Here is a 25,520-nt window from a genome sequence, read left to right on the forward strand (position 1 = left end):
GAAGGACCCACCATGGTAGGCATCACCAGCAAGATCATGATCGCCGAAATGCGCCGTCAGCAAAAGCTGTCGCAAAGCATCGTCGACGGGCAGACCGCGATTTCCAGCGGCGTCACGCTGACAAAGCCGTCGCAGGACGTGCTGTCGTGGGTGCAGTTGTCGGAAGTCGGCCGGTCGCAGGCGCAGCAGGCCGCATGGCAGGACAATGTCAAATATGGCACCACCCGCGCCAGCAACGCCGAATCCAACCTGAGCGAAATCAACAATCTGCTGGTGCAGGCGCAGGAATTGGTGACGAGCACCCGCAACGGTTCGCTGAACGACACCAGCCGCGCCGCCTTCGTCGAGAAAATGTCGACGTTGCGCACCGCCGTCAACGAACTGCTCAATCAGAAGGACTATCAGGGCACGCCCGTGTTCGACGACGGGCAAAGCGTCCTCGTGCCGGTGAGCCGGGGGCTCAACCTCGCGGTGACGGGGACGAAGCAGGAAGTCTCCGAAGGGATCGACGTCGACGGCACGCCGATGTCGATCGACGCGATTTTCCAGCAGAGCATCGCCGCGATCCAGTCCGGCACCGATGCCGACGTCGCCGCCTCGCTCAAAGGTGTGCAGGCGGCGCAAAGCCATATCACGGTCGAACAGGCCAAGCAGGGCGTGCGGGCCGACCGGCTGGAAACGGTTGGCAACCGCCTGACCGATGTCGACATCAACCTCAAGGAACGGCAGGGCGACCTGGAATCGACCGACCTTCAGGAAGTGATTTCGCGGGTCCAGTCGCAGCTGCTCCAGCTGGAAGCGGCGCAGTCCGCCTTCGCACGGATCAACAAGCAGACCTTGTTCGACCTCATCAGCTGACGGCGAAAAGAATCGCCGGACCTAAACCGGACGCTAACCAGTCCGTATTAACCATCTGACGGGCATCGTTGCGATGCGGTTCGGATCAGGCCTTTCAAGGGCCGGCAAACTCGGGGAATTTCATGTTCGCAATCATCGGCCTTGTCGTCCTGCTGGGCATGGTGTTCGGCGGATTCATCTTCACCGGCGGCGATATCGGCCCGGTGCTCCATGCCCTGCCCCACGAAATGATCATCATCGGCGGCGCGGCCGTCGGCGCGCTCATCATCGGCAATTCGGGATCGGACCTGAAGGCGCTGGGTGGCGGCCTGGCCAAGGTGTTCAAGGGGCCGCAGTATAAGAAACAGGATTTCCTCGACTGCATCTTCCTTGTCAGCAAGCTCATGAAGACGCTGCGGGTCGAAGGTCCGGTGGCGCTGGAACCGCATATCGAGGACCCGGGCACGTCCCCCATCTTCGGCGAATATCCCAAGCTGATGAAGGACAAGACGCTGATCCACCTTATCAGCGACACGCTGCGCCTCGTCGTCGTATCGTCGGGCACGCTCGATCCGCACGCGGTGGAAGAGGTGATGGACAACAGCCTCAAGACCCACCATCACGAAGCGCTCAAGCCCGCCGACAATCTGCAGGGGCTGGCCGACGCCCTCCCCGCGCTGGGCATCGTCGCCGCGGTGCTGGGCGTGGTCAAGACCATGGGCTCCATCGACCAGCCGCCCTCGGTGCTGGGCGCAATGATCGGATCGGCGCTGGTCGGCACGTTTCTGGGCGTGCTGCTCGCCTACGGCATGGTCAATCCCTTCGCCAATCGCTGCCGCGCGGTGATCGAGCAGGACGGGGCGATCTATCATGTGGTGAAGCAGATCATCATCGCCTCGCTCCACGGCCATCCGCAGCCGTTGGTGATCGAGGCCGCGCGCTCCAGCCTGATCCACGCCAACCAGCCCGGCTTTGCCGAGGTGTTCGACGGCATGCGGAACAAATAAGCCATGGCCGAGAAAAAACGTGGCGCGAACGAGCCCGAACCACGGCCGATCATCGTCAAGAAGATCATCGTCGAAGGCCATGGCGGCCATCATGGCGGCGCATGGAAGGTCGCCTATGCCGATTTCGTAACGGCGATGATGGCATTCTTCCTGCTGATGTGGTTGCTGGGCGCGACGACCGAAAAGCAGCGCAAGGGCCTGGCCGACTATTTCACGCCCACGCTGGTGGAGTTGAAGATGGCGTCGGCAGGCTCCACCGGGCTGCTGGGCGGCGACAGCATGATGAGCAAGGAGAATTACCCCACGACCGGCGGTCAGGGGACGCTCGCCATCACCATCCCGCGCGACGCCACCGGCACGAAGGACGAAGGCGGCAAGGCCATGCGCGCTGCCGACCGGCAGAAATTCGAAGCGATCAAGAAGAGTCTGGAAGATCGCATGACGCGCAAGGGCTTGGCCAAGCTGCGCAAAAATGTGCGCTTCACCGAAACGCGCGAAGGGCTGCGTATCGACCTGATCGACGAAGCGGACTTTGCGATGTTCCAGTCGGGCACGGCGACGCTCGTGCCGCAGGCGCGCGCGCTGATCGGCGAGGTGTCGCAGGCGCTTGGCACGATGCCCAATCCGCTGATCGTGCGGGGTCATACCGATGGCCTGCCCTATGCGGCGGGGCGGACGATGAACAACTGGATGCTGTCGTCCGCACGCGCCGAAACGACGCGGCAGGCGCTGAGCCAGAGCGGCATTCCCGGCGACCGTTTCGCCCGGATCGAAGGAGTTGCCGACCGCGAGCCCTTTATCAAGGGCGATGCCTACGACCCGCGCAATCGGCGCATGTCGATCATTCTGGGATGGACGCGCGGCGGCGGGGCGGACGATGGCGGAGACGGCGAAACCGATGCCGAAACCCGGGCCGCCATCGCCAAGCGCGACGACCCCACGCGCATCGCGAAGGAACAGGCGCAGCGGCTGGACATGGGCGGCACCGGCCTCCCCGACGGCGCGCATCTGGTCAACCCGTCTGCATCCAGCCAGGAAGGAAAGGTCGGCGGCAAGCATTGACGCCGACCCGAAAGGACGCTGCACCGTCCGGGTTCACCCCCGCCTGCATTTATGCCACCTAGGATCGAAACGCCCGGCGACGGGCGAATGGTCACAGTGAGGATCGGCATTTTTCCATGACAGCATCTCCCGCCCCGGCGTCCGCCCCTACCGCGCGCGAACGCGCCAGGGCGATCGTCGGCGGTTCGACGGGCAATCTGGTCGAATGGTACGACTGGTATGCCTATGCCGCCTTCACCCTCTATTTTGCGCCCCACTTCTTTCCCTCGGACAATCCCACGGCGCAGTTGCTGGGCGCGGCGGCGGTGTTTGCGGTCGGCTTTTTCATGCGCCCGCTGGGTGCGTGGATCATGGGCGTCTATGCCGACCGCAAGGGGCGCAAGAGCGGCCTTGCCCTGTCGGTCACGCTCATGTGTGCAGGATCGCTGCTGATCGCCATTGCGCCGACCTATGAGAGCGCAGGCCTGTTAGCGCCCGCCCTGCTGGTGCTCGCGCGGCTGATGCAGGGTCTGTCGGTCGGCGGCGAATATGGCGCGAGCGCCACCTATCTGTCGGAAATGGCCGGCAAGGGACGGCGCGGTTTCTTTTCCTCGTTCCAATATGTCACGCTGATCGGTGGGCAGTTGCTGGCGATCGGCGTCCTGCTGACGCTTCAGGCCGTTTTGAGCGAGGCGGCGCTCGACGCCTGGGGATGGCGCATTCCCTTCGCGATCGGCGCGGGGCTGGCGGTCGTGGTGTTCTGGATCCGGCGCGGCCTTGCCGAAACGCAGAGCTTCCATAACGCCAGTAGCGCGCAGGGCGCGCCGAAATCGGGTCTGACGGCGCTGTTCCGGCATCACCCGCGCGAAGCCGTCACGGTCATGCTCATGACGGCGGGCGGCACGCTCGCCTTCTACGCCTACTCGATCTACATGCAGAAATTCCTCGTCAACACGAGTGGGTTCGACCGCGAGACAGCGTCGCGGATCAACGGCGGCACCCTGTTCCTTTTCATGCTGCTGCAACCTGTGGCGGGCGCGCTGAGCGACCGGGTCGGGCGAAAGCCGCTGCTGATCGGATTCGGCGTGGCGGGCGCTCTGCTCACCTATCCTCTGTTCGCCACGCTGGAAACGACACGCGACCCGCTGACCGCGTTTCTGCTGGTGCTGGGCGGCCTTGTCATCGTGACCGGCTACACGTCGATCAACGCGGTGGTGAAGGCGGAACTGTTCCCCGCCCATATCCGCGCACTCGGCGTAGCGCTGCCCTATGCGCTGGCGAACACGATCTTCGGCGGGACCGCCGAATATGTGGCGCTCAGCTTCAAGGACGCGGGTTGGGAACGCGGCTTCTATTGGTATGTGAGCGGAATGATCGCAATCTCGCTGGTCGTTTACCTGCGGATGCGCGACACCCGCGACACGACCGCCATCGTCGAGGATTGAGCGCGGGAGAGCAACGCCCGCAGGGCCCGGTGGGTGAGGCCATACCCTACGACGGCAGCAAAGCCCTAATTCAAAACCTGGCAAATCGATGGATATTGGCGGAGAGGGTGGGATTCGAACCCACGGTACCCGTAAAGGCACACCGCATTTCGAGTGCGGCGCATTCGACCACTCTGCCACCTCTCCGCAGAAGGTCCGGTCGCCGCGCAGCGGCTCGGTCCCGGTCGAGCGGCGGCCATTAGCGGATGAAATGAGGATTGCCAAGCGGGGTAGCGGGTATTTTTCTTGTGTCCGCGCGTAACACTCCTAAATTGGGGTTATGAAACACACGACTACGTTGCCGGGCGCTGCCCATATCTTCGGTGCCGGCATGATCGCTCCTCCGATCGTCCACGCCCGCTTCAGCATCGGCGATGTCGTCAAGCATAGGATGTTCGGCTTTCGCGGCGTGGTATTCGATATCGATCCCGTCTTCGCCAACAGCGAGGAATGGTACGAAGCCATCCCCGAAGGTGCCCGGCCCGACAAGCAGCAGCCATTCTATCATCTGCTCGCCGAAAACGGCGAATCGAGCTATGTCGCCTATGTCAGCCAGCAGAACCTGATGGCGGACGACAGCGACGAGCCGGTCGAGCATCCTGCGATCATCGACATGTTCGGACCTTATGCCGATGGAAAATATCGTCTCCGGCGGCTGCACAGCCATTAAGACGCGTCGAATCTGGCAGAGCGCCCGGCTGGGCGCGGCGTTGTCGCTTGCCGCGCCCATCGTCACCCTTGCGCAGCCCCCCGCAACGCCCAACGCCGATCCGAGCTTCCCCTTTTCGCGGGAGATCGAAGCGTTTGCGAAGACGAACGGGGCCGGGCCGGTTACACGCGATGCCGTGCTGTTCCTGGGAAGCTCCAGTATCCGTCTTTGGGATGTGGCGCACAGTTTCGAGGATCGCGGCACCGTCAATCGCGGGTTCGGCGGCGCTACCACCGCGCATGTGCTGCACTATTACAAGCGGCTTCTGCCCGCCTCGCCGCCCCGCGCGATCGTCGTCTATGTGGGGGAGAATGATCTGGCGGCGGGCACGACGCCCGAAGCGGTGACGGGCGATGTCCTGACCTTGCTCAAGCGGTTGCGGCGCGACTATCCGCGCGTGCCTATCGCCTATCTATCGCTCAAGCCCAGCCCGATGCGCTGGACGCTGCGACCGCGCATGACGGCGGTCAATGCTGCCGTCGCGGCGCAGGGGCCGACGGTCAGGTTCGATTATCTCGACTTGGGGAAAACGTTGCTGGCGGCGGACGGGCTGCCCGATGCTTCGCTGTTCCGCCAGGACGGATTGCATATGAATGCGCGGGGGTATGAGCGGTGGACGGCGCAGGTCGATGCGTGGCTGGATGCGCTTCCAAATCCCGCCCGCGCCATCGCGGCAAACAGCCGGTGACAGTTTGCGATTGATCCACGGCCAAGCAACATTATTACAGGCCGCTTGAAGAAAGCGCGCAAGGGCGAGGGGATTCGACGTGACGACTGACAAGGCCGCAGGCCCGCCGATGGCCGAACTGACGCTGAGGGGCGTGATATTGGGCGGGCTCATCACGCTCGTCTTCACGGCTGCCAACGTCTATCTCGGGCTCAAGATCGGCCTGACCTTTGCGACGTCGATCCCTGCCGCCGTCATCTCCATGGCGGTGCTGCGGCTGTTCTCGACCGGCACGATCCTGGAAAACAACATCGTCCAGACGATCGCATCGGCGGCGGGCACGCTGTCTGCGATCATCTTCGTCCTGCCCGGCCTCGTCATCATCGGCTGGTGGCAGGGCTTTCCCTATTGGCTGTCGGCCTTCACCATCGCGTTGGGTGGCATATTGGGCGTCATGTATTCGGTGCCGCTGCGCCGCGCGCTCGTCACCGGATCGGACCTCCCCTACCCCGAAGGGGTCGCTGCCGCCGAAGTGCTGAAGGTGGGCGCCGGATCTCGCGAAGGGCTGGAGGAAAACAAGCGCGGGCTGGCCGCCATCGTCGCCAGTGCGGCGTCCGCCGCCACCTTCTCCATCGTCGCCAAGACCAGGCTGATCGCGGAGGAAGCCGCGACTTTCTTCAAGTTCGGCGCAGGCGCGACATCTGTATCCACCAGCTTTTCGATGGCGCTGATCGGTGTCGGCCATTTGGTCGGCCTGTCGGTGGGTGTCGCGATGTTTATCGGCTTGCTGATCAGCTGGGCCGGCCTCGTCCCCTATCTGACCGCCCCGCTACCCGCCGGTGCGGACCTGACCGAGATCGTCGGCACGACCTTCCGCATGAAGGCGCGGTTTATCGGCGCGGGCACGATCGGCATCGCGGCGATCTGGACCCTGCTCAAGATCCTCGGCCCCATCGTCAGCGGCATCCGGTCCGCGCTGGTCGCCAACGCGACGCGCAAGGCGGGGAACGCTGCAACCCTCGACATCACCGAACGCGACCTGCCCATCGGCATCGTCGGCGGCACGATCCTGCTGACTCTTGTTCCCATCGGCGTACTGCTGTGGGTCTTTGCGCAGGGCGGCCCCATTGCCGCCAACCCGGTCCCGGTCATCGGCCTCACTCTGGCCTATGTGCTGGTCGCGGGCATCGTGATTGCGTCCGTCTGCGGCTATATGGCGGGTCTGATCGGTGCGTCGAACAGCCCGATTTCGGGCGTCGGCATCCTGGCGGTGCTGGGCGCGTCGCTGATGCTGGCGGCGCTCTACGGGTCGGGCGGCGACCCCAAGCAGACGCAGGCGCTGATCGCCTATGCCCTCTTTACCACCGCCATCGTCTTCGGCATCGCCACCATCTCGAACGACAATCTCCAGGATCTTAAGACCGGCCAGCTCGTCGGCGCGACGCCGTGGAAGCAGCAGATCGCATTGGTACTGGGCGTGCTGTTCGGATCGCTGGTCATACCGCCGATACTAGACCTGCTCAACAGTGCCTTCGGTTTTGCAGGGGCGAGCGGTGCGGGGGCCAATGCCCTGCCCGCCCCGCAAGCCGCGCTGATATCCGCGCTTGCCAAGGGCGTGCTGGGCGGCGACCTCGACTGGGGCCTCATCGGCATCGGCGCGGGCATCGGCGCTGTGGTCATCGCCATCGACGAGATGCTGGGCCGGGCGGGCAAGCTGCGCCTGCCGCCGCTCGCCGTCGGCATGGGCATCTACCTGCCGATGGCGCTCACCCTGCTCATCCCGGTGGGCGCGCTGATCGGCCATCTCTACAATCGCTGGGCGCTGCGCCAGTCCAACCCCGAGTTCGCAGAGCGGATGGGCGTTCTGATGGCGACCGGCTTCATCGTGGGCGAAAGCCTTTTCGGCGTCGCCTTTGCCGGCATCGTCGCAGGGACGGATAGCGATGCGCCGCTGGCGCTGGTGGGCGAAAGTCACTGGGCCGTGCCGCTCGCCATCCTGATCTTCGGCGGAGTGATCGCGGCGCTTTATGCGCGGCTGCGCCACTGGGCTGCATCGCCCCTGTCCTAAAGGGAAGAGGCCAACGCTGCCGATCTGTGCGTTTCTGGCGTCTCATTCCGCCAGAGACAGGGACCTGACATGCGTCAAGATCAGACCCGCGCCGCTCCCGTCGCGGGCGCGCGTATCGCGATAGAGGACGAAACGCAGCTGATCTACTGGATCGGTCGGCTGGGCGTATCGCGCGATGAATTGAAGGATGCGGTCGACGCGGTGGGCGATATGCCCGAAGCGGTCGCCGCCTATCTCGGCATCGCGCTGGATTAACTAAAAAGCGAAGGGCGGCGAAACCCTTGAGGTCCGCCGCCCTTTTCAAAAGCCTGTCGCTGACTTTTAGAAATTGAAGCGGATACCGCCCGTATAGCGGCGACCGAAACGCTCCCACTCGATGGTCTGGTTGCTTGTGTCGGGGGCCGCCACGCCGCTGGCCCGCAACAGGCTCCCCGGATCGGAGAAGCGGCGGCCGGGATTGTTAAGCAGGTTCGACGCGTCGAAATAGATTTCGAAATTCTTGGTCACCGCATAGCGGGCAGAGAAATCCAGTTCGTCGTCCGACGCCCAGTAAGTATCGCCGCCATCGGCCAGCGTTCCTACGGTGTCGAGCCACTTGCTGCGGTTCTGATACTGGAGGCGCAGCGACAGGCCGTACTTCTCGTAATAGCCGCCGATATTATAGACGAAATCGGACGTGCCGGGCAGCCGCGTCTTGCGTCCGCCGATGTCGACCTTGCTGTCGTTGAGCGTCACGTTCGCCGACACGCCGAAGCCGCCCAGAACATCGGGCAGCCCCAGGTCCTGGGTCCAGGGTTCGAGTTGAAGCTGCGCTGCGGCCTCCATGCCGAAGAGACGGCCCGTCCCGCCATTGACGATCCCGTTGAACACATAGCCCGATCGGTCGACATTGCCGCTGTTGAGCGTGGGCGAGTTGAAGGTCCGCCGCGCGGTGTAGAGCACATCCTCGATCTTCTTGTAGAAAGCGCCGATCATCAGATAGCCCTGCGGACGGACATACCATTCGAAATAGGCGTCCACGCCATAGGCGCGCTCGGGACGGATCGCCGGATTGCCGCCGGATATCGTCTCGTTCGTGTCGTTGATGACGACATTGGGACGCAACTGGTCGTAATCTGCCCGTGCCGCACCGCTGTTGAAGGACAGGCGCAGCTTCTTCGTATCGTCGAGATTATAGTTGATGTGCATGCTGGGGAAAGCGAGCGTCTGGCTCGCATCGGCGACGATAAGCTGCTGTCCGGTGCCCACCGTACCGATGGCGCGGCCTTCGTTCTTGATATGCTCGACCCGGACGCCGCCCACGACCGTGCCCCAGTCGTAACGGAACGTGCCCATCAGATAGCCGGCGAACACTTCCTCGCGGACATTGTAATTGTTGCCGGTGACAGGGCTGAAGGCGAACGCCTTGCGCGCGGCGTCCGATGCGGCGCGCATCTTGTCCTGGTCGAAATAGCGGAACGTGTAGCCCAGCGGAATTTTGCCGAGGAATTTCCGGTCGAGCGAGAACTGGGCATAGTCCTGCGGCAGGATGGTCGCCGCACCGGCGGTGTTCAGCGATATCTGGCTTTCGTCCGCGATCTTGTTGCGGCGGTCATACTGAAAACCGGCCTTGAGCGTGGCGTGATCCAGCTCTCTCGCCAGCACGATCCGGCCGGTATAGGCCTTGGTCGTGTCGACTGCGTCGAGAACTGTAAAGCCGGTGGGCGTCTTGGCGAAACTGTCCACCGCCGTCACCTGCTGCCCGGCGGTATAGCGCGCCGCGGCGCCTGTGCCGGTCTGGATCGTGCGGAACAGCGTCAGCCGGGAATAATTGGGATCGGAAAAGTCGTAGGCGACGGTGGGACGCAGGTTGCGGGCGGGCGGGCTTTCCCAGCTGACTTCGCCCACCACCGAACGGTCGTCCTTCGATTCGGTGTAGTTCCCGACCCAGCTCAGCTTCCAGCCGTCCGCGATTTCGTGGCTGCCTTCGAGCGTGTTGGTAAAGACCGACTGGCGATAAGCCCGCAGCGTCGAGCGCTGGCGGATGTCGATGCCGTAGATCGTGCCTTTCTGCGGCGTATTGCCGGCGCAAATGTCGGCATAGCCCGATGTCGTGTTCGCCGTGCTCGCGCCGCAGGGGGCGGTGCTGGCGACCAGATCGTTCTCCCGGTCGTCGAGATCGAAGCGATAATTGTCGCGCGCCTCGTCGTCGGTGAAGATGGTGTAGATCGACCGGGCGGAAATGAGGGTGCGGTCATCCGGCTTCCAATCGACGCGCCCAGACACCGACCAGTTCTTGCGCGTCAGACGATAGAGCTTGTTTTCGGTTTCATGTACCCAGAAACGCGTGGCGTTGCCCGGACGTGCGTCGCGCGACACGCGCTCATAATCATTCTCGAAATTGTCGGTGATCATGTTGCGTTCGTAATAGCTGCCCGAAAGCAGCACGCCGATTTCGCCGATCCCGGTGTCGAAGCGGTTCGACAGGACGAGATTGCCTTCATATTCCTTGCGGTCGCCCAGTTCCGCAAAGCCAAGGCCGCCCTTCCCCGCGACATGGAACCCGGCATAGTCGAACGCCGACCGGGTCACGACGTTGACGTTGCCCGCAACGGTTTCGCCCGGCATGTCGGGGGTCACGGCCTTCGACACGATGATCTTGCCCGCGATGGCGGAGGGGATCGAATCGAACCGCGCATCGCGTCCTTCGGGACTGATGACGTTGACGCCGTCGAACGACAGGGTGGTCCAGCTTTTGGGCGCGCCGCGCAGGTTGATGTAGCGGGCTTGGCCCTGGTCGCGTTCGACGCTGATGCCGGGGAGGCGGCTGGCGGCCTGGGCAATATTTTGATCGGGCAGGCGACCGACCGAGTCCGACGCTGCCACCGTCACCAGCGAATCGGAATTCTTCTGGATTTCCAGCGCAACCGCTTCCGATTCCGCGATGGGACGCGCGCCGGTGACGACGATGGCTTCGGCTTCCGCCTCGGCCTCGGCAGGCGCTTGGGCGAAGGCCGCGACGGGCGTGGCCGCAGAAGCGAGCAGGCAAAGGATAAGGGTGCGGCGCATGGGCCGCTGGCGCGTCGAAATCATGATGGTCCCCTGTTTGGCGGCGCGCCCTGTCAGGCACCGCTGGGGCGGCTCTTAGGTTCGGCAGCTTACGGTAAAGCGTCGGTTCCAAGACATTTGGATGACAATCCGACGCCGGTTTGAGACAGGATCGTCACGATATCGTCATCGTCCTGTCACGTCTCCACGTCAGCAGGGCCCCGCAATACGGTCAGGGGCGTTACATCCATGAAGACATCATCCAAGGCCGCGCTGGCGGCTGGCCTTTTCACTCTTGGCGGCTGCGCCGCCGGTGAGGCTGAAGTGCCTGTCGCCGTGCGGATCGCCCATGCGACCCCGGCGGTTTCCGTCACCGCGCGGGGCGAAACCACGCCGGTCGGAACCGCCAACGCCGATGCCGCCGACGATCCCGCGATCTGGCGCAATGCCGCCGACCCCGCGCGCAGCCTGATCGTGGGCACCGACAAGAAGGCGGGGCTCTATGTCTACGGTCTCGACGGCAAGACACGCGACTTCCTGGATGCCGGACGGGTGAACAATGTGGATTTGAAGGACGGTGTCACCATCGGCGGGGCTGAGGGTATCCTCGTCGCTGCGTCCGACCGCAACGACATTGCCCACGCAAGGATCGCGCTGTTCCGGCTCGATCCTGTGACCGCGAAGCTGACCGCTGTCGGCAAGGTCGAGGGCGGCAGGGGTGAAGCCTATGGCATTTGCCTTGGCCGCGACGGGGCAGGGCTGTCCGCTTTCATCGTGCTCAAGGACGGCACCGTCAACCAGGTGCTGATCGACGCGTCCGGCGCGACGCCCACAGGCCGGATCGTCCGCACGATGAAGCTGTCCACCCAATCGGAAGGCTGCGCCGTCGACGACCGTACCCACACCCTCTACGTCGCGGAGGAGGATGTGGGCCTGTGGCGCTTCGATGCGCGCGTCAACGGGCCGACCGGCCCCACCAAGATCGCGGCGGCGGACGGCAGGAACCTCGTCATGGATGCCGAAGGGGTGGCCATCGCGGCGATCGGCGAGAAGGACGGCTATGTCGTCGTGTCCAGCCAGGGGGACAATGCCTATGTCCTCTACTCCCTCACCGACGACCGCTATGTCGGCCGCTTCCGCATCGTCGACGGGGCGGTCGGCGGATCGGAGGAAACGGATGGCATCGAATTGATGCTGGGCGATTTCGGTCCCGCCTATCCCGGCGGGCTCTTCATTGCGCAGGACGGCCATAACGCGGCGGCGGCGCAGAATTTCAAGCTGGTCGCGTGGGACGATATCGCCAGGGCGCTGGGCCTGCGGTAAGATAAAGGGCGGTGGATCGCTCCACCGCCCCCTTGGCCTCTTATCGCTTGCCCGCGAACCAGGCGGCGAGCGGCGCCTTCAGCCGACCGCGCGTTTCGATCCGCGTCTTGATCGCGGCGATCGACCGGTCGATCACCTTGCGCGATTCAGGTGTCAGATACTGGGTCGCATAGGCGTCGAGCTTCGTCACCATCGCGGGGTCCGCCGATCCGCCGCCCAGACGGCCCAGCGCCTGGCTGCGCGCCGACACGTCGATCAGCGCTTCATATTGCTGACGATGCGCCAGCACGAAATCGACCGCCTGCATCGGATGCTCGTAACCCACAGCGCTGATGATCGCGGCGCTGGTGGTCTTGCCCGGCTCGTCGGTGAGAGCGAGGTTCAGTGCCTGCGCCGACAGCTTTTCGTCGCGGGCGCGGCCCAGCAACGCGTAGGTGCTGCTCTTTTCCAGATCCGTCTTCGCGCCCTTCGCCATCGCGCGCAGCCGGTCCCATGTCGCCTGATCGGCGTTTTTGGCGATGATCGCCAGCCAGGTTTCGCGCAGGGGGCCGTCCAGCGCCTGCGGATCGGACGACAGCGCGGCGAAGCGGCGGTTGGCTTCCGCCACCACGGCCTTGTCGCCCATGTCGCCCAGCGTCGAAACGAGTGCCTGGCGCAGCACCGGCACCTGCGGCCCCTCGCCCGCCTTCGCGTCATAGCCGATCGACGACAGGATCGGCGTCAGCTTGCGCGAACTATATGCAACGACACGGCCCTGCGCCGCCTTGTCGTTTTCCAGCATCGAATAGGCGTTCGACAGATAGCCGGGCACTTCGGCCAAGACGGCGGGCGTCGCGGTCGCGGGCACTGCGTCCACCAGGTCCATCGCAAGGCCGACCGGCTGATAGCCGCCAAGGCCCAGAGCGAAATTGTCGGCGAGGAGGCCGGTCTGGTCGATACTGGAAAGCTTCGTAAAGTCCTTCGCCAGCGCCTTCACATTGGCCTGCGGATAGAGGGAGCGGTAATAACCCGTCTGCCCCGCATTGACGATATAGGCGCCGCAACCCGGCAGCGTGATCTGCCCCTTCCCCTGAAGGATCAGGCGCTGCGCTTCGCCGCCCACGGTCTGCGCCTTTACCGGCACGTTCCACTTGAGCGGCGCCTTGTCCTTCCGGTCGCGGCTATATTCGCCCTGGGTCAGCGACAGGACGGTCTGGCCGCCACGGCACTGCGCGCTTTGCACCGTCACCAGCGGGATGCCCGGCTGGCTTGTGAAATCGTGCGCGATGCTGACAAGACCCTTGGCGCCTGCGCCCTCGACCGCCTTCCACAGATCGTCGGTCACGGTGTTGCCGTAGGCGTGAGCCTTCATATAGGCTTGGATACCCGCCTTCCACGCATCCTCACCGGCATAGCCTTCGAGCATGGTGATAACGGCTTCGCCCTTCTGATAGGTGATGGCGTCGAACGCCTGATTGACCTGATCGACCGTCTTGATCTTTTGCACCACCGGGTGCGTGGTGGCGAGCGAGTCGAGGTTCATCGCCGCTTCGCGTCCGTCGACGCGGGTCAGCAGCATTTCCCAATCGGGTTGCAGCTTGTCGGTGACCTTCGTCGCCATCCAGCTGGCGAACCCTTCGTTGAGCCACAGGTCGTCCCACCATGCCATGGTGACGAGGTCGCCGAACCACTGGTGTGCCATTTCGTGCGCGACGGTTTCGTAGATGCGGCGCTTGGTCGCTTCGGAAGTGAAGCGCGGATCGACCAGCAGAGCGCGCTCGAACGTGAAGATCGCGCCCCAGTTTTCCATCGCGCTGAAGAACTGGCTCTGGCCAGGCCCGGCGACATTGTCGAGCTTGGGCAGCGGGAAGGGAACGCCGAAATAGTCGTTGTAATAAGGCAGGATCGCCGCCGACGCGTCGAGCGCCAGTTGCGCCTTGCCGGTATTGCCCTTGCCGGTGATGACGCCGACTTCGGTGTTCCCTGCCATCTTGGTGGCCCGGTCGAGTTCGCCCAGACCGAAGAACAGGAGGTAGGACGACATCTTGGGGCTGGTGCCGAAGGTCACGCGGGTCTTGCCACCGCCAAGATCCGTCGAACTTTTGACCGGCATGTTGCCGACCGCCATCAGGCCGGTGGGGACCACCGCCGACAGGTCGAACGTCGCCTTGTAGCTCGGCTCGTCGAAGCTGGGCACGAAGCGGCGCGCGTCGGGCGCTTCGAACTGGGTGAAGAGCGCGCGCTTCGACTGGCCTTCGTTGTTGGTGTAGTCGAGCGCGAACAGGCCGTTCGCCTGCTGGTTGATGACGCCCGCATAGGCGACGGCGAGCTTGTATTTGCCCGGCGCGATAGGCTTGCCGAAATCGAAGGTCACGGTCTGCGCGTTCGCGTCGACCTTTGCCGTGCCCTTCACCGCCTGACCGCCGACCGGGGTCAGCGTCACGTCCCCGAAGCTCAGGTCCGCGGCGTTCAGCACCAACGTGGGCAAGCTCTGGCTCACGGTCACGTCGATCGCGGTCTTGCCCGTGAATTTGAGGTTCGCCGCATCGGGCGTCACTTCGATGACATAATGGCTGGGCGCCGCGCCGCGCGGCAGCTGCGTCGTGATACCGGCGGCCGGGCCCATGGGCGTGCTGCCCTGCGCGAAAGCGGGAGCGGCGAGGGCCAGCGGGGCTGCAGCGACGAGCAGCGGCAGGATCTTGGTGAGGGACATAGGTTCGACAGACTCCGACACGTCTAGAAGAGCGCGCGAAATAGCATCGCGCGCCCGATGAACGCGGGATCACCCGTTTCGTCGCATCGGTCAAGCGATCGCATGTCGTTGGTCGAACCGTGATGCGCGTTCGTCCGAACCGAAGGGGTTGGCGAGCGGCGGTCAGCCGCGCCCGCGATAGCCCGGCACGTCCTGCGGCGGCAGCCACATGGCCTGCGGCGGCTCGCCCGACTGCCAGAACACGTCGATGGGAATGCCCCCGCGCGGATACCAATATCCGCCGATGCGCAGCCAGACCGGCTTCATTTCCGCGAACAACCGTTCGCCGATGCCCACGGTGCAATCCTCGTGGAACGCGGCATGGTTGCGGAACGCGCCGAGGAAGAGCTTGAGCGACTTTGATTCGACGATGGTGTCGCCCGGTGCATAATCGATCACCAGATGCGCGAAGTCGGGCTGCCCCGTGACCGGGCAGAGCGAGGTGAATTCGGGCGCGGTAAAGCGCACCAGATAGGGCTTGCCGGGCCGGGGATTGGGGACATAGTCGAGCACCGCCTCTTCCGGCGATGCCGGAAGCGCGCTCGTCTGGCCAAGATGGAGGGGCGTCTTGCTAAGGTCGGTCATGGGCGGCCATCTACGCGATCGCACGGGCGATGTCATGTATCGGCTTCGTTCACTTGCAGTTCAGCGCATCTTGTGCCTTTGACTGCACCCTATGGGGTCGCTTATTCGTCCGTTCCTGATCGCAGCGCCGTTGCTGATCGCCGTGCCTGTCCTTGCCCAGCAGGGGGAGCAGACGACGCCCGGCCTTTCGCTGCCGCCCACGGGAGCCACCCCGCCGCCGGATACCAACCGGCAGGGCCCCGAACTCAACGTCTATCGCGATCTCCCCGCACAGGGGGCCACCCCGCCCCCGGTCGCGGCGCCGACGGTGGTGGTGCCTCCGGTCGCGGTCCAGCCGTCCGTGGCCACACCGCCCGCCACGCGGAGCGCGCCTGCGACCTCGCCCGCTCCGCGGGAGAAAGCGGCACCAGCGCCGACGCCCGACCGCCTACCCGCCGGGCGTGAAACGCGACCTGCACCGGCTCCGCAACCGCCGGTCGAAACCCCGCCCCCGCCAAGCGCCGCCGCACCTGCATTCACGCCCGCCCCGGCGGAGCCTGCACCGAACGCCAGTGCCCCCGCACCCACGCCCGCTGCCGTGCCGAGCGTGGAGGATCAACGCAGCCCCATACCCTGGATCGTCGGCCTCATCCTGCTGGGCGGAGCGGTCGCCGCATTCCTCGTATCGATGCGTCGACGCCGCCACGCCCGCTCTTTGACGACCCCACCGCCGGTGGAACGGCCAGGGGACACCGCGCAGCCCAAAGCCCCGGCTCCCGCTGCGCCGCGCCCATCGCCGCTACCGGAACCGGTCGCCGCCGATCCCGACCGTCCGTGGATCGCCATGGACCTTGGCGTCGCGCAGGCGCGCTTCTCGCTGATCGGGGTGACGATCGCCTACAGCCTGCACCTCACCAATCGCGGGGCCAGCGCGGCGCAGGACGTGATGGTGCGCGGGATCATCGGCAATGCTGGCGCTCGGCAGCAAGCGCTGCTCCAGGGCTTTCTGGCCGGTCAGGACGGGCTGCCGCTGCACAGCGCGGTCGCCATCGCGCCGGGAGAGACGCTGACGCTGACCGGGGAATTGCGGCTCGGCCCCGACCGTATCGAGCCGGTGACGATGGGCGCACGCAGCCTGCTCATCCCGCTTGCCGCGTTCGACGCCGCCTATAAATGGGACGCGGGCGAAGGGCGCACCGCGCGCGCCTTCATCGTCGGGCAGGAGCAGGATCCGCCTGCGGAGCGGCTCGCGCCCCTGCGGCTCGATCAGGGACCGCGCCAATATCGCCGCCCCGCCGCGCGCGCCGCCGCAGAGCTGACTCCGGCCTGAGGACCGCTTTTACGCTGGCGGCCTTTACCCCGCAGGCGGCACGGCGTTAAGGCAGGACGCAACTTCGCTCTTGCCGTGGGAAACGCCATGACTCTCTTCGTCACGACCGACCGGCTTGCCGAGGCGCTGGGCACGCCCGGCCTCGTCATCCTCGACGCCACGCTGTTCCTGCCCGGATCGGGGCGGGACGCCAGAGCCGAATTCGAGGCGGAGCATATTCCCGGCGCCGCCTTCCTCGATCTCGACACGCTCGCCGACCCGGACGATCCCGCACCCCACATGCTGCCCGACGACGCCATGATGACGCAGCGTATGCAGGCACTGGGCGTCCATGGCGACAGCCGCATCGTCGTCTACGACAACAGCCCGATCCGCAGCGCGGCGCGCGCCTGGTGGATGATCCGCGCCTACGGCATCGGCGCGTCGGTCGCGATCCTCGACGGCGGCCTCCCCAAATGGCGGGCGGAGGGTCGCGCGGTGGAAAGCGGCAGCGTAGCATCCGCCGACCCCGGCAGCGCCGTGGCGAAGCTCGACCGCAGCGGCGTGCGGTCGAAAGCGGACATGCTCGCCCACCTGACGAGCGGCCAAGGCCAGGTGCTCGACGCGCGAGGTACCGGGCGTTTCACCGGCGCGGAGGCGGAGCCGCGCGCCGGCATGGCCTCGGGCCACATCCCGGGGTCGCGCAACCTGCCCTACGCATCGCTCTTCCATCCCGACAACAGCATGAAGTCGGGCGCGGAACTGCGGGCGCTTTACGAATCGGCCGGTATCGACCTCAATCGTCCGGTCGTCACCACCTGCGGCAGCGGCGTTACCGCCGCCATCCTGCTCGCCGGGCTGGAAAGCATCGGCAAGGACGATGTCGCGCTTTACGACGGCAGCTGGTCGGAATGGGGCGCGGATAAGGAGACACCGAAAGCGACAGGTGACGCGTGAGTGACGAAGACAAGCGCAGGCCGCTGACGAAGCTGGCGCAGGCGGGGCGCAAGGCCGAATGGACCGGAATGCCGGGCCAGCCGGGCGGCATCGTCAGCCCGCCGGTGTGGCGCGCGTCCACCATCCTCTACGACGATGTGGCGCACCTGCGGAAAGCGGCGGGAAGCAGCACGCATGAGCGGCTGTTCTACGGGCGCAAGGGGACGCCGACCGCCTGGTCGCTCGCCGACGCGCTCACCGAAATGGAGCCGGGCGCGGAAGGGACGATGCTCTTCCCGTCGGGCGTGGCGGCGATCGCCTGCGCGTTGATGACGGTGCTGAAGCCGGGCGACCGGTTGTTGATGGTCGACAGCGCCTACGATCCGACCCGCAATTTCTGCGAGCAGATGCTATGTAGTTACGGTGTCGAAACAATTTATTATGACCCGCAAGCTGTCTCGCTCGATGTCTACTTAACGGATGGCCCCATCCGCGCGCTGTTCCTGGAAAGCCCCGGCAGCCTGACCTTCGAAGTGCAGGACATCCCCGTGCTCACCGCCTGGGCGAAGGCGAACGGGGTCGTGACGCTGATGGACAATACATGGGCGACGCCGCTCTATTTCCCCGCGCTCGCCCATGGCATCGACATTACGATCCTGGCCTGCACCAAATATATCGTCGGCCATTCGGACGTGATGATGGGCAGCGCGACGGCCAACGCGGCGTGGTTCGGCAAGCTGCGCCAGACCGCCTACCTCTTCGGCCAGATGGTCAGCCCCGACGACGCTTGGCTCGCGTCGCGCGGGTTGCGGACGCTGGGCGTTCGCCTTGCCCAGCATCGCGACGGCGCTCTGGCGGTGGCCCACTGGCTCAAGGCGCAGCCCGGGGTCGCGCGGGTGTTGCACCCCGCGCTGCCCGACTGCCCCGGCCACGCCCTGTGGCAACGCGACTTCGGCGGATCGACCGGCCTCTTCAGCTTCGTGCTGGAGGGCGGCGACGAAGCGGCGCGCGCCGCGTTGATCGACGGGCTGTCTCATTTCGGCATCGGTTACAGCTGGGGCGGGTTCGAAAGCCTTGCCCTGCCCGTCGATCCCGCCCGCTACCGCAGCGCGACCCGGTGGGAGGCGGAAGGGCCGCTGGTGCGGCTGCATATCGGTCTGGAAGATCCCGCCGACCTCATCGCCGATCTCGATGCGGGTCTCGCCCGGTTCCGGCACGCGCGCGATAAGGGTCGCGCATAGCTGCGGCGCACACTATAAAGAAACCATGCCTGCTGTCGCCCTGCTGCCGATCTTCCTCGCCACGCTCGCCGCGATGGAAGGGTTCGCCTATGTCATGCACCGCTGGGTGATGCACGGGCCGGGCTGGTTCCTCCATGCGAGCCACCACCGCCCGCGCAAGGGCAACTGGGAGGCGAACGACCTTTATTTCGTGATCTTCGCCCTGCCCTCCATTCTCCTGCTGCTGGGCGGGGTCCAGTGGGGATGGGGCGGATGGGCGACCGCCATGGGCGCGGGGATCGCCGCCTATGGGGCAATCTACCTCGGCTTTCACGACATCATCGTGCATCAACGGGTGCGCAACCGCTATGTCGCGCGCTCGCGCTACATGAAGCGGATCGTCCAGGCGCATCGCCTGCACCATGCGGTCGAGACGAAGGCGGGAACGGTGAGCTTCGGCTTTCTCATCGCGCCGCACCCGACGCAGCTCAAGCGTCAGCTTGCGGCCAACGGCCGTGCAGGCGTGCGCGCGGCGAAGGGCGCAGGCGGCATCGCCGTCGACGCCTGACCCGATCATGCCTTGGGATCGGGGCGGGCATATCCTACATCGGACGCGATCCCCTTCACTCATCCGAAAGGCCTGCCCATGTCCGCGACCCGCACCGAAACCGACAGCATCGGCGCCATCGAGGTTCCCGCCGACGCCTATTGGGGTGCGCAGACTCAGCGCAGCATCGAGAATTTCCCCTTCGGCGCGACCGAGCGGATGCCGATCGGGATCGTCCATGCACTCGCCATCGTCAAGCAGGCGGCAGCGCGGGTGAACCGCCGTCACGGGCTGGACGGGAAGCTCGCCGACGCCATCGAGGCCGCCGCCGCCGAAGTCGCCGAGGGGCGGCATGACGACCAGTTCCCCCTCGTCATCTGGCAGACGGGCAGCGGCACCCAGTCCAACATGAACGTCAACGAAGTCATTGCGGGCCGCGCCAACGAGATGCTGGCCGGGACGCGCGGGGGCAAGACACCCGTGCACCCCAACGATCATGTAAATGCAGGCCAGTCGTCCAACGACAGTTTCCCGACCGCGATGCATGTCGCGGCGGCGCTCGCATCGCGCGACCGGCTGCTTCCGGCGCTGGAACGGCTGGAAGCGGCCCTGCTGGCGAAGACGCAGGCATGGGCGCATATCGTCAAGATCGGCCGCACTCATTTGCAGGACGCGACGCCGTTGACGCTGGGGCAGGAATTTTCCGGCTATTATGCGCAGGTCCGGCTTGCCCGCACGCGGATCGAGCCGATGGTCGAACATGGGCTGTCCCGTCTGGCGCAGGGCGGCACGGCGGTCGGCACCGGCCTCAACGCGCCGCAGGGCTTTGCCGAGGACATCGCGGCCGAGATCGCGGCGATCACCGGCTTCCCCTTTGTTACCGCGCCCAACAAGTTCGAGGCGCTCGCGAGCCATGACACGCTGGTCGATTTTTCCGGTCGCCTCAATAGCATCGCCGTCGCGCTGACCAAGATCGCCAACGACATCCGCCTGCTGGGCAGCGGCCCGCGTTCGGGGCTGGGCGAACTGGACCTGCCCGCGAACGAACCGGGCAGCTCGATCATGCCGGGCAAGGTCAATCCTACCCAGTGCGAGATGCTGACGATGGTGGCGGCACAGGTCATCGGCAATCATCAGGCGGTAACCGTCGGCGGGATGCAGGGCCATATGGAACTCAACGTCTTCAAGCCGCTGATCGGCGCGGCGGTGCTGCGGTCGATCCATCTGCTGTCGGTCGGCATGGACAGCTTCGTCGAACGCTGCGTCGAGGGGCTGGAAGCCAACGAAGCGCAGATCGCCGACCTGGTCGACAGATCGTTGATGCTTGTCACCGCGCTGGCGCCCGAAATCGGCTATGACAACGCAGCCGCCATTGCGAAGCACGCCCACAAGAAGGGGCTGACCCTGCGTGAGGCGGGGCTGGAATTGGGGCTGGTGGACGGGCCGACATTCGACCGGCTTGTACGCCCTGAAAATATGGTATGACGTAGCGGAACCGGCAGCCGTGCGAACCATTGAGGCGATATGAAGAAGAAATCCAACCCGTCCGCGACCGCTTCGGTCGGAAAGAAGCATCGCAAGCTCGGCATTCTGCGCAAGGCGGCAGAACTGGGCGCGACCGTCATCGCGGCGCGTGTCGCGGCCTCGACCGGCAAGAAGGGGATCGTGGGCCTTGCAGCTGGTGCGGGTGCAAAGCGGCTGATCATGCGCTATCCTGCAGGTGCGCTGTTCGTCGGTGGCGCATATCTGGCCGGTCGCCTGTTCGAAGGAAAGCGCGAGGCGGATCGCCGCAAGACGCAGAAACTGATCACCGATCAGAGCACCCCCATCGCGACGGGCCAGCCCCTTTCGAACGACGTTGCGAAAAAGACCGGTCAGGCCTGAAGCCCGGCCTGCCATTCCCTGATCGCGTCTATTGGCCAAGTCAGCATCAGGACATTGAGCGTCAGGTTGTCGCGGATCACCGCCAAGGCGACCACTTCTAGCACTATCGTAAGCGCGAGCGTCAACCATAGCGGTATTCGCGCGGCGAACAGGAAGCCCAGTGCCATCATGCCAATGTCGCTCATCGAATTCAGGATCGAATCGCCCGAATATCCAAGCGCGACGGTAGCTGTGCGATAACGGTCGATGATAAGCGGCGAATTTTCCAGTATCTCCCATCCCGCCTCTATGGCGACAGCCGCCGCCAGCTTGACGCCCAGGGGTTGCCGCCGCAGGATCAGGAAGGCGAGGCCGTAGAAGAGAAAGCCGTGGATGATATGGCTGAGGCTGTACCAATCGGCGATATGCTGGCTGTTTCCGCTATCGAGCGCGCCGTGCCATAGCTCTACCCGACCGCAGGCGCAGATCGGCGGACGCTGCATCAGGAACAGGATAATGCAGGCACTCGCTGCGATCAGCGCCGCCGATATGTAGCCGCGCCTGTTCCATCGCCTCTCGTCGCCGATCATCTCGCCTTCCTCGCCCCCTCTTGCAAAAATCCGTTCGTAGCGGCACTAGCGGCCATGGCCGACAGCATCCAGAACCAGACGCCCGACTTCAAGCGCCGGGGCGTGCTCTTCGTTCTTTCCTCGCCCTCTGGCGCGGGCAAGTCCACTATCGCGCGCAAGCTGCTTGCCGCCGAACCGGACCTTTCGATGTCGGTATCGGCAACGACGCGACCGATGCGACCGGGCGAAGTGGACGGCAAGGACTATCGCTTCGTCGATCTTGAAGAATTTCGCCGCATGGCGAACGACCATGAGTTCCTGGAATGGGCGCATGTGTTCGGCCAGCGTTACGGCACGCCGCGCGCGGCGGTGGAAGCGATGCTGAAGTCCGGCAAGGACGTGCTGTTCGACATCGACTGGCAGGGCGCGCAGCAATTGCATCAGATCGCGGGTGGCGACGTGGTGCGCATCTTCATCCTGCCCCCCTCGATGGAGGAGCTGGAACGGCGATTGCGCGGGCGGGCGACCGACAGCAACGAAGTGATCGAAGGTCGCATGTCCCGTGCCGCGGGCGAGATCGCGCACTGGGACGGCTACGACTACGTGCTTTGCAACGTCGATGCCGACGACTGCTTTCAGCGGGTGCAGACGATCCTGCATGCCGAGCGGATGAAGCGCAGCCGGCAGACGGGCCTGATCGGCTTCATCCGCAAACTGAGCCGTTACCACCAGGACGACTGATCGGGCTGTTCAGCCCTCGAAACCGGCGGGATCGCCCCAATCGGGGTGGGTCCAGGCCATCGCGCGGAACAGCGTGCCCATTTGCTCCCCGTCGATCAGGCGGCGGGTCGCCTCCGCGACTTCGGCGGCGCGCGCGGGCGCGGTACGAGCGAGTTGTTCGGCCCGCGCCTCGATCCCCAGCTGCCGCAGGAAATCGCCCTGCCCCACCGTGCCGTGGACGCGCAGGCCTGCTTGCAGCGCCGTATTCCGCAGCATGGTGAAATCGACATGGGCGGTCAGATCGACCTCGCCCGCCTCGGCGAAGGGATCCACGAACTTGTGATGCTTCACTGCCTGCACCGTGTCGCCGAACGCCGGGCCTTCATAGCCATAGTCGACGATGATGGCAGCGCCCCCCTGCCGCGCGATGCGGTTGGCCAGCGCGAAGGCGACGCTGGCACCTGCGATCGGCGTTTCGATGATCGCGCCGTCCTCCGCATCCGCAGCGATAGGCGGCAACCCCGATTCGATCCGGCGGTAGCCCGCGACGGGGATGAAGCGTCCGTCTTCGCCGCGCGGGACGACCACACGCTCGCGCCATTCATGGCCGACGCGAATGGATTGCCGCACCGGCAGGGCGTCGAAAAATTCGTTGGCGACGACCAGCAACGGCCCCTGGTCGGGCAGGCTCTCGACCGTATCGTGATGGATCGCGGTCGGCAGCAAAGCGCTTTGGCGACCGCGCAGGACGGGGCTGGTTTCGACCAGATGCATACGCGGCGCGAAGGCGGCACGCTCCATCGCGCGCGACGCGTCGGATGCCAGCGTGCCACGCCCCGGCCCGAGTTCGACATAATAAGCGTCGGGCCGCCGCCCCGACCGCATCCAGATGTCGGCAAGCGCCAGACCGATCAACTCGCCGAACATCTGGCTGATTTCGGGCGCCGTCGTAAAATCACCGTCCACGCCGAGCGGATCGCGCGTGGCGTAATAATGCTGGTTCGCCTCACCCATGTAATAAGCAACGGAGATCGGGCCGCCAGCCTCGACCTGCCGCGCCAATCGCCGCCAGAGCGGTTCAGCCAACACTGGCGCTGCCCGCCACCGGCTCGATACGCTGGCGGCGGCCCTTCGCCGTGGCGATAAGGTAGAGACCGCCGGCGATCATCGGCAGGCAGAGCCACTGGCCCATGTGCAGGCCCGTACGCGCGGCGAATTCCATCAACTGCGCGTCGGCTTCGCGGAAATATTCGACGGCGAAGCGGAAACAGCCATAGCCCAGAAGGAAGATGCCGACGAGCTTGCCCGGCTCATAGCGCGCCCTGGTGCGCCAGAAGGCATAGGCGAGGATGAGGAACAGAACGACCCCCTCCAGTCCGGCTTCGTAGAGCTGGCTCGGGTGGCGCGGGAAAGGGCCGCCGGTCGGGAATATGATAGCCCAGGGCACATCGGTTTCCTTGCCCCACAATTCCCCGTTCACGAAATTGGCGAGCCGCCCGAAGAACAGGCCGAAGGGCACCACGCAGGCGACATAGTCATGGATGCGAAGCCAGTTGAGCTTTTCCTTCCACGCCATGTAGAGAATGCCCAGCGACACGCCCACCGCGCCGCCATGGAAGGACATGCCGCCGTGCCACAGCTTGAAGATGTCGAGCGGATGCGCGAGGATTTCGGGCTGGTAAAAGATCACATAGGCCAGCCGACCGCCGATGATGATGCCGAGCGTCGCGTAGAAGATCATATCGTCGGCATGGCGGCGCGCCATCGGCGAACCGGGCTGCGCGACCAGCTTCAGCAGATACCAGTAGCCGATCAGAATGCCTGCCAGATAGGCGAGGCTGTACCATTTGATCGTGAAAAAGCCCAGGTCGAGGGCGATGGGGTTCAGGCCCAAATCGTCGAAGCGAATGGCGCCCGAAGCGGCGGCGGCAAGGTCCAGGATCAAATCGGCGTCCCCCAGGGATGGAGCCCAAGGGCCATAGAGCAAGCGACCGCCAAGATGAAGGGGGCGAAGGCATGAGAACGATCTTTAACGCCCCATGCCCCCGCGATCGCTTCATCCCGCCCGTTGCGTCATCGCTTCTATTGTCGGACGGTTGACGGCGTCGATCGTACCGTCGGCCATCATCGCCTTGCCCATCGTCAGCGCTTCTTCCAGCATTCCTTCCTCGGTGGAGGTCTGGCCCGCCCCGATCAGCGCGGACAGGAGCAGGTTGCGGGCGACATTGTCGGTGGGCGCATCGGCCACCGCCTTGCGCGAAAGCGTCAACGCTTCGGCATAATAAGGTTGCGCGCCCGAACGGTCCTGAATGCCAAGCTTCTGATTGCCGACCTGCACGAGAATGCCGGCCAGGATTTTGCGGCTGGTTGCGTCCTGCGGATTGGCCGCAACGATCGTACGCCAGTAGGGCAGCGATTCCTGGTAAAGCGGGATCACCTTGTCCATCTGGCCGAGCGCACCATAGGCTGCGGCATTGGCGTAGAGGGCGTTGGCAAGGAAGGTGACATTTTCCATCTTCGCAGGGTCCGCTTCCACCGCCGTGCGAATCGCGGGCAGCGCCGCTTCATATTTCGTGACTGCGCCTTGATTGTCGCCCTTCTGCTGCGCGGCCTGTCCGGCTGAAAAATCGGTCACGGCCTTGTTGAACGCCGCGATTTCCGCAGACGTCAGTGCACGCGCCTCAGCCGGAGCGGCATCCGCAGGCGTCGCCGAAGCCGGCGCCGCTTCAGGCGGCGCGGCGGGGGGCATATCCTGTGCGCAGGCGGGGGCGGCAATCGCAGCGGTCAGGCCCAACAGCGCGGGCAACACGGTCCTGGTCAGCTTGTAGGCCAAGGTGCTTCTCCTCATGGCGTCGGAAAGGGGGATGCGGCGCGCGTCCCTTCCGCTCCATAATGCAC

The 25,520-nt window shown here is 65.0% G+C and carries 23 protein-coding genes and 1 tRNA gene; 16 read left to right on the forward strand and 8 right to left on the reverse strand.

What is annotated here, in order from left to right:
* The first annotated feature begins 12 nt into the window (after positions 1-12).
* From DI606_RS06390 to DI606_RS06405, 4 genes are all read left to right on the forward strand, one after another.
* A complete protein-coding gene (locus tag DI606_RS06390; RefSeq protein WP_293980699.1) occupies positions 13-858 on the forward strand; it encodes a flagellin in 846 nt (281 codons plus the stop codon).
* Between the two features lie 122 nt (positions 859-980).
* Positions 981-1,844, forward strand: coding sequence for a flagellar motor stator protein MotA (gene motA / locus DI606_RS06395; protein WP_293980700.1), 864 nt, complete (start codon positions 981-983; stop codon positions 1,842-1,844).
* Positions 1,845-1,847: 3 nt separating this feature from the next.
* On the forward strand, positions 1,848-2,906 hold the full coding sequence (locus DI606_RS06400) for a flagellar motor protein MotB (protein ID WP_293980702.1): 1,059 nt from the start codon (positions 1,848-1,850) through the stop codon (positions 2,904-2,906).
* 116 nt (positions 2,907-3,022) lie between these two features.
* Positions 3,023-4,330: an MFS transporter gene (locus DI606_RS06405; protein WP_293980704.1), complete on the forward strand. Its 1,308-nt coding sequence runs from the start codon at positions 3,023-3,025 to the stop codon at positions 4,328-4,330.
* A 96-nt stretch (positions 4,331-4,426) separates the two neighbouring features.
* Here DI606_RS06405 and DI606_RS06410 read toward each other — a convergent pair.
* A tRNA-Ser gene (locus tag DI606_RS06410) sits at positions 4,427-4,516 on the reverse strand.
* Positions 4,517-4,649: 133 nt separating this feature from the next.
* On the opposite strand from DI606_RS06410, the gene hspQ reads away from it, so the two are divergent.
* From hspQ to DI606_RS06430, 4 genes are all read left to right on the forward strand, one after another.
* On the forward strand, positions 4,650-5,039 hold the full coding sequence (gene hspQ, locus DI606_RS06415) for a heat shock protein HspQ (RefSeq protein WP_293980706.1): 390 nt from the start codon (positions 4,650-4,652) through the stop codon (positions 5,037-5,039).
* On the forward strand, positions 5,002-5,766 hold the full coding sequence (locus DI606_RS06420; protein WP_293980707.1) for a GDSL-type esterase/lipase family protein: 765 nt from the start codon (positions 5,002-5,004) through the stop codon (positions 5,764-5,766). Before hspQ ends, DI606_RS06420 begins: the two co-directional genes overlap by 38 nt.
* A gap of 109 nt (positions 5,767-5,875) precedes the next feature.
* Positions 5,876-7,813: an OPT family oligopeptide transporter gene (locus tag DI606_RS06425; protein ID WP_293980740.1), complete on the forward strand. Its 1,938-nt coding sequence runs from the start codon at positions 5,876-5,878 to the stop codon at positions 7,811-7,813.
* Positions 7,814-7,882: 69 nt separating this feature from the next.
* A complete protein-coding gene (locus DI606_RS06430) occupies positions 7,883-8,068 on the forward strand; it encodes a DUF3606 domain-containing protein (RefSeq protein WP_293980708.1) in 186 nt (61 codons plus the stop codon).
* Between the two features lie 66 nt (positions 8,069-8,134).
* On the opposite strand, the gene DI606_RS06435 is transcribed toward DI606_RS06430, so the two are convergent.
* Positions 8,135-10,885 (reverse strand): TonB-dependent receptor, encoded by a 2,751-nt coding sequence (locus DI606_RS06435; protein WP_293980709.1) that lies wholly within the window; start codon positions 10,883-10,885, stop codon positions 8,135-8,137.
* A 204-nt stretch (positions 10,886-11,089) separates the two neighbouring features.
* On the opposite strand from DI606_RS06435, the gene DI606_RS06440 reads away from it, so the two are divergent.
* Complete coding sequence (locus tag DI606_RS06440; RefSeq protein WP_293980710.1) at positions 11,090-12,163, forward strand: phytase; 1,074 nt, start codon at positions 11,090-11,092, stop codon at positions 12,161-12,163.
* 40 nt (positions 12,164-12,203) lie between these two features.
* On the opposite strand, the gene DI606_RS06445 is transcribed toward DI606_RS06440, so the two are convergent.
* The gene (locus tag DI606_RS06445; protein ID WP_293980711.1) at positions 12,204-14,855 is read right to left on the reverse strand and encodes a M1 family metallopeptidase; all 2,652 of its coding nucleotides are present in this window, start codon (positions 14,853-14,855) and stop codon (positions 12,204-12,206) included.
* 162 nt (positions 14,856-15,017) lie between these two features.
* Positions 15,018-15,479, reverse strand: a complete 462-nt coding sequence (gene queF / locus DI606_RS06450) for a preQ(1) synthase (RefSeq protein ID WP_293980712.1) — start codon at positions 15,477-15,479, stop codon at positions 15,018-15,020.
* 91 nt (positions 15,480-15,570) lie between these two features.
* Here queF and DI606_RS06455 point away from each other — a divergent pair, with 91 nt between their 5' ends.
* From DI606_RS06455 to DI606_RS06480, 6 genes are all read left to right on the forward strand, one after another.
* Positions 15,571-16,788: a hypothetical protein gene (locus DI606_RS06455; protein WP_293980714.1), complete on the forward strand. Its 1,218-nt coding sequence runs from the start codon at positions 15,571-15,573 to the stop codon at positions 16,786-16,788.
* 87 nt (positions 16,789-16,875) lie between these two features.
* Positions 16,876-17,724, forward strand: a complete 849-nt coding sequence (gene sseA, locus DI606_RS06460) for a 3-mercaptopyruvate sulfurtransferase (RefSeq protein WP_293980716.1) — start codon at positions 16,876-16,878, stop codon at positions 17,722-17,724.
* Entirely contained in the window at positions 17,721-18,944 is a 1,224-nt protein-coding gene (gene metC, locus DI606_RS06465) for a cystathionine beta-lyase (RefSeq protein ID WP_293980718.1), read from the forward strand. Before sseA ends, metC begins: the two co-directional genes overlap by 4 nt.
* Before the next feature lie 25 nt (positions 18,945-18,969).
* Complete coding sequence (locus DI606_RS06470; RefSeq protein ID WP_293980720.1) at positions 18,970-19,491, forward strand: sterol desaturase family protein; 522 nt, start codon at positions 18,970-18,972, stop codon at positions 19,489-19,491.
* A 78-nt stretch (positions 19,492-19,569) separates the two neighbouring features.
* A complete protein-coding gene (fumC, locus tag DI606_RS06475; RefSeq protein WP_293980721.1) occupies positions 19,570-20,955 on the forward strand; it encodes a class II fumarate hydratase in 1,386 nt (461 codons plus the stop codon).
* 39 nt (positions 20,956-20,994) lie between these two features.
* Positions 20,995-21,354, forward strand: coding sequence for a hypothetical protein (locus tag DI606_RS06480; RefSeq protein ID WP_293980723.1), 360 nt, complete (start codon positions 20,995-20,997; stop codon positions 21,352-21,354).
* On the opposite strand, the gene DI606_RS06485 is transcribed toward DI606_RS06480, so the two are convergent.
* On the reverse strand, positions 21,345-21,923 hold the full coding sequence (locus DI606_RS06485) for a DUF2585 domain-containing protein (RefSeq protein ID WP_293980724.1): 579 nt from the start codon (positions 21,921-21,923) through the stop codon (positions 21,345-21,347). The two genes, DI606_RS06480 and DI606_RS06485, sit on opposite strands and share 10 nt — an antisense overlap.
* Positions 21,924-21,977: 54 nt before the next feature.
* On the opposite strand from DI606_RS06485, the gene gmk reads away from it, so the two are divergent.
* Positions 21,978-22,643 carry a guanylate kinase gene (gmk, locus tag DI606_RS06490; RefSeq protein WP_293980726.1) on the forward strand — a complete coding sequence of 222 codons (666 nt, stop codon included), beginning with the start codon at positions 21,978-21,980 and terminating at the stop codon, positions 22,641-22,643.
* A gap of 9 nt (positions 22,644-22,652) precedes the next feature.
* On the opposite strand, the gene DI606_RS06495 is transcribed toward gmk, so the two are convergent.
* From DI606_RS06495 to DI606_RS06505, 3 genes are all read right to left on the reverse strand, one after another.
* Positions 22,653-23,711 carry an SAM-dependent methyltransferase gene (locus DI606_RS06495; protein WP_293980728.1) on the reverse strand — a complete coding sequence of 353 codons (1,059 nt, stop codon included), beginning with the start codon at positions 23,709-23,711 and terminating at the stop codon, positions 22,653-22,655.
* On the reverse strand, positions 23,701-24,567 hold the full coding sequence (gene lgt / locus DI606_RS06500; RefSeq protein WP_293980729.1) for a prolipoprotein diacylglyceryl transferase: 867 nt from the start codon (positions 24,565-24,567) through the stop codon (positions 23,701-23,703). The genes DI606_RS06495 and lgt overlap by 11 nt, the downstream gene beginning before the upstream one ends.
* A gap of 111 nt (positions 24,568-24,678) precedes the next feature.
* Positions 24,679-25,470, reverse strand: coding sequence for a hypothetical protein (locus DI606_RS06505; RefSeq protein ID WP_293980742.1), 792 nt, complete (start codon positions 25,468-25,470; stop codon positions 24,679-24,681).
* Between the last annotated feature and the right edge of the window lie 50 nt (positions 25,471-25,520).

The organism is Sphingobium sp. (genome assembly GCF_003248505.1).
Lineage (GTDB): Bacteria > Pseudomonadota > Alphaproteobacteria > Sphingomonadales > Sphingomonadaceae > Sphingobium.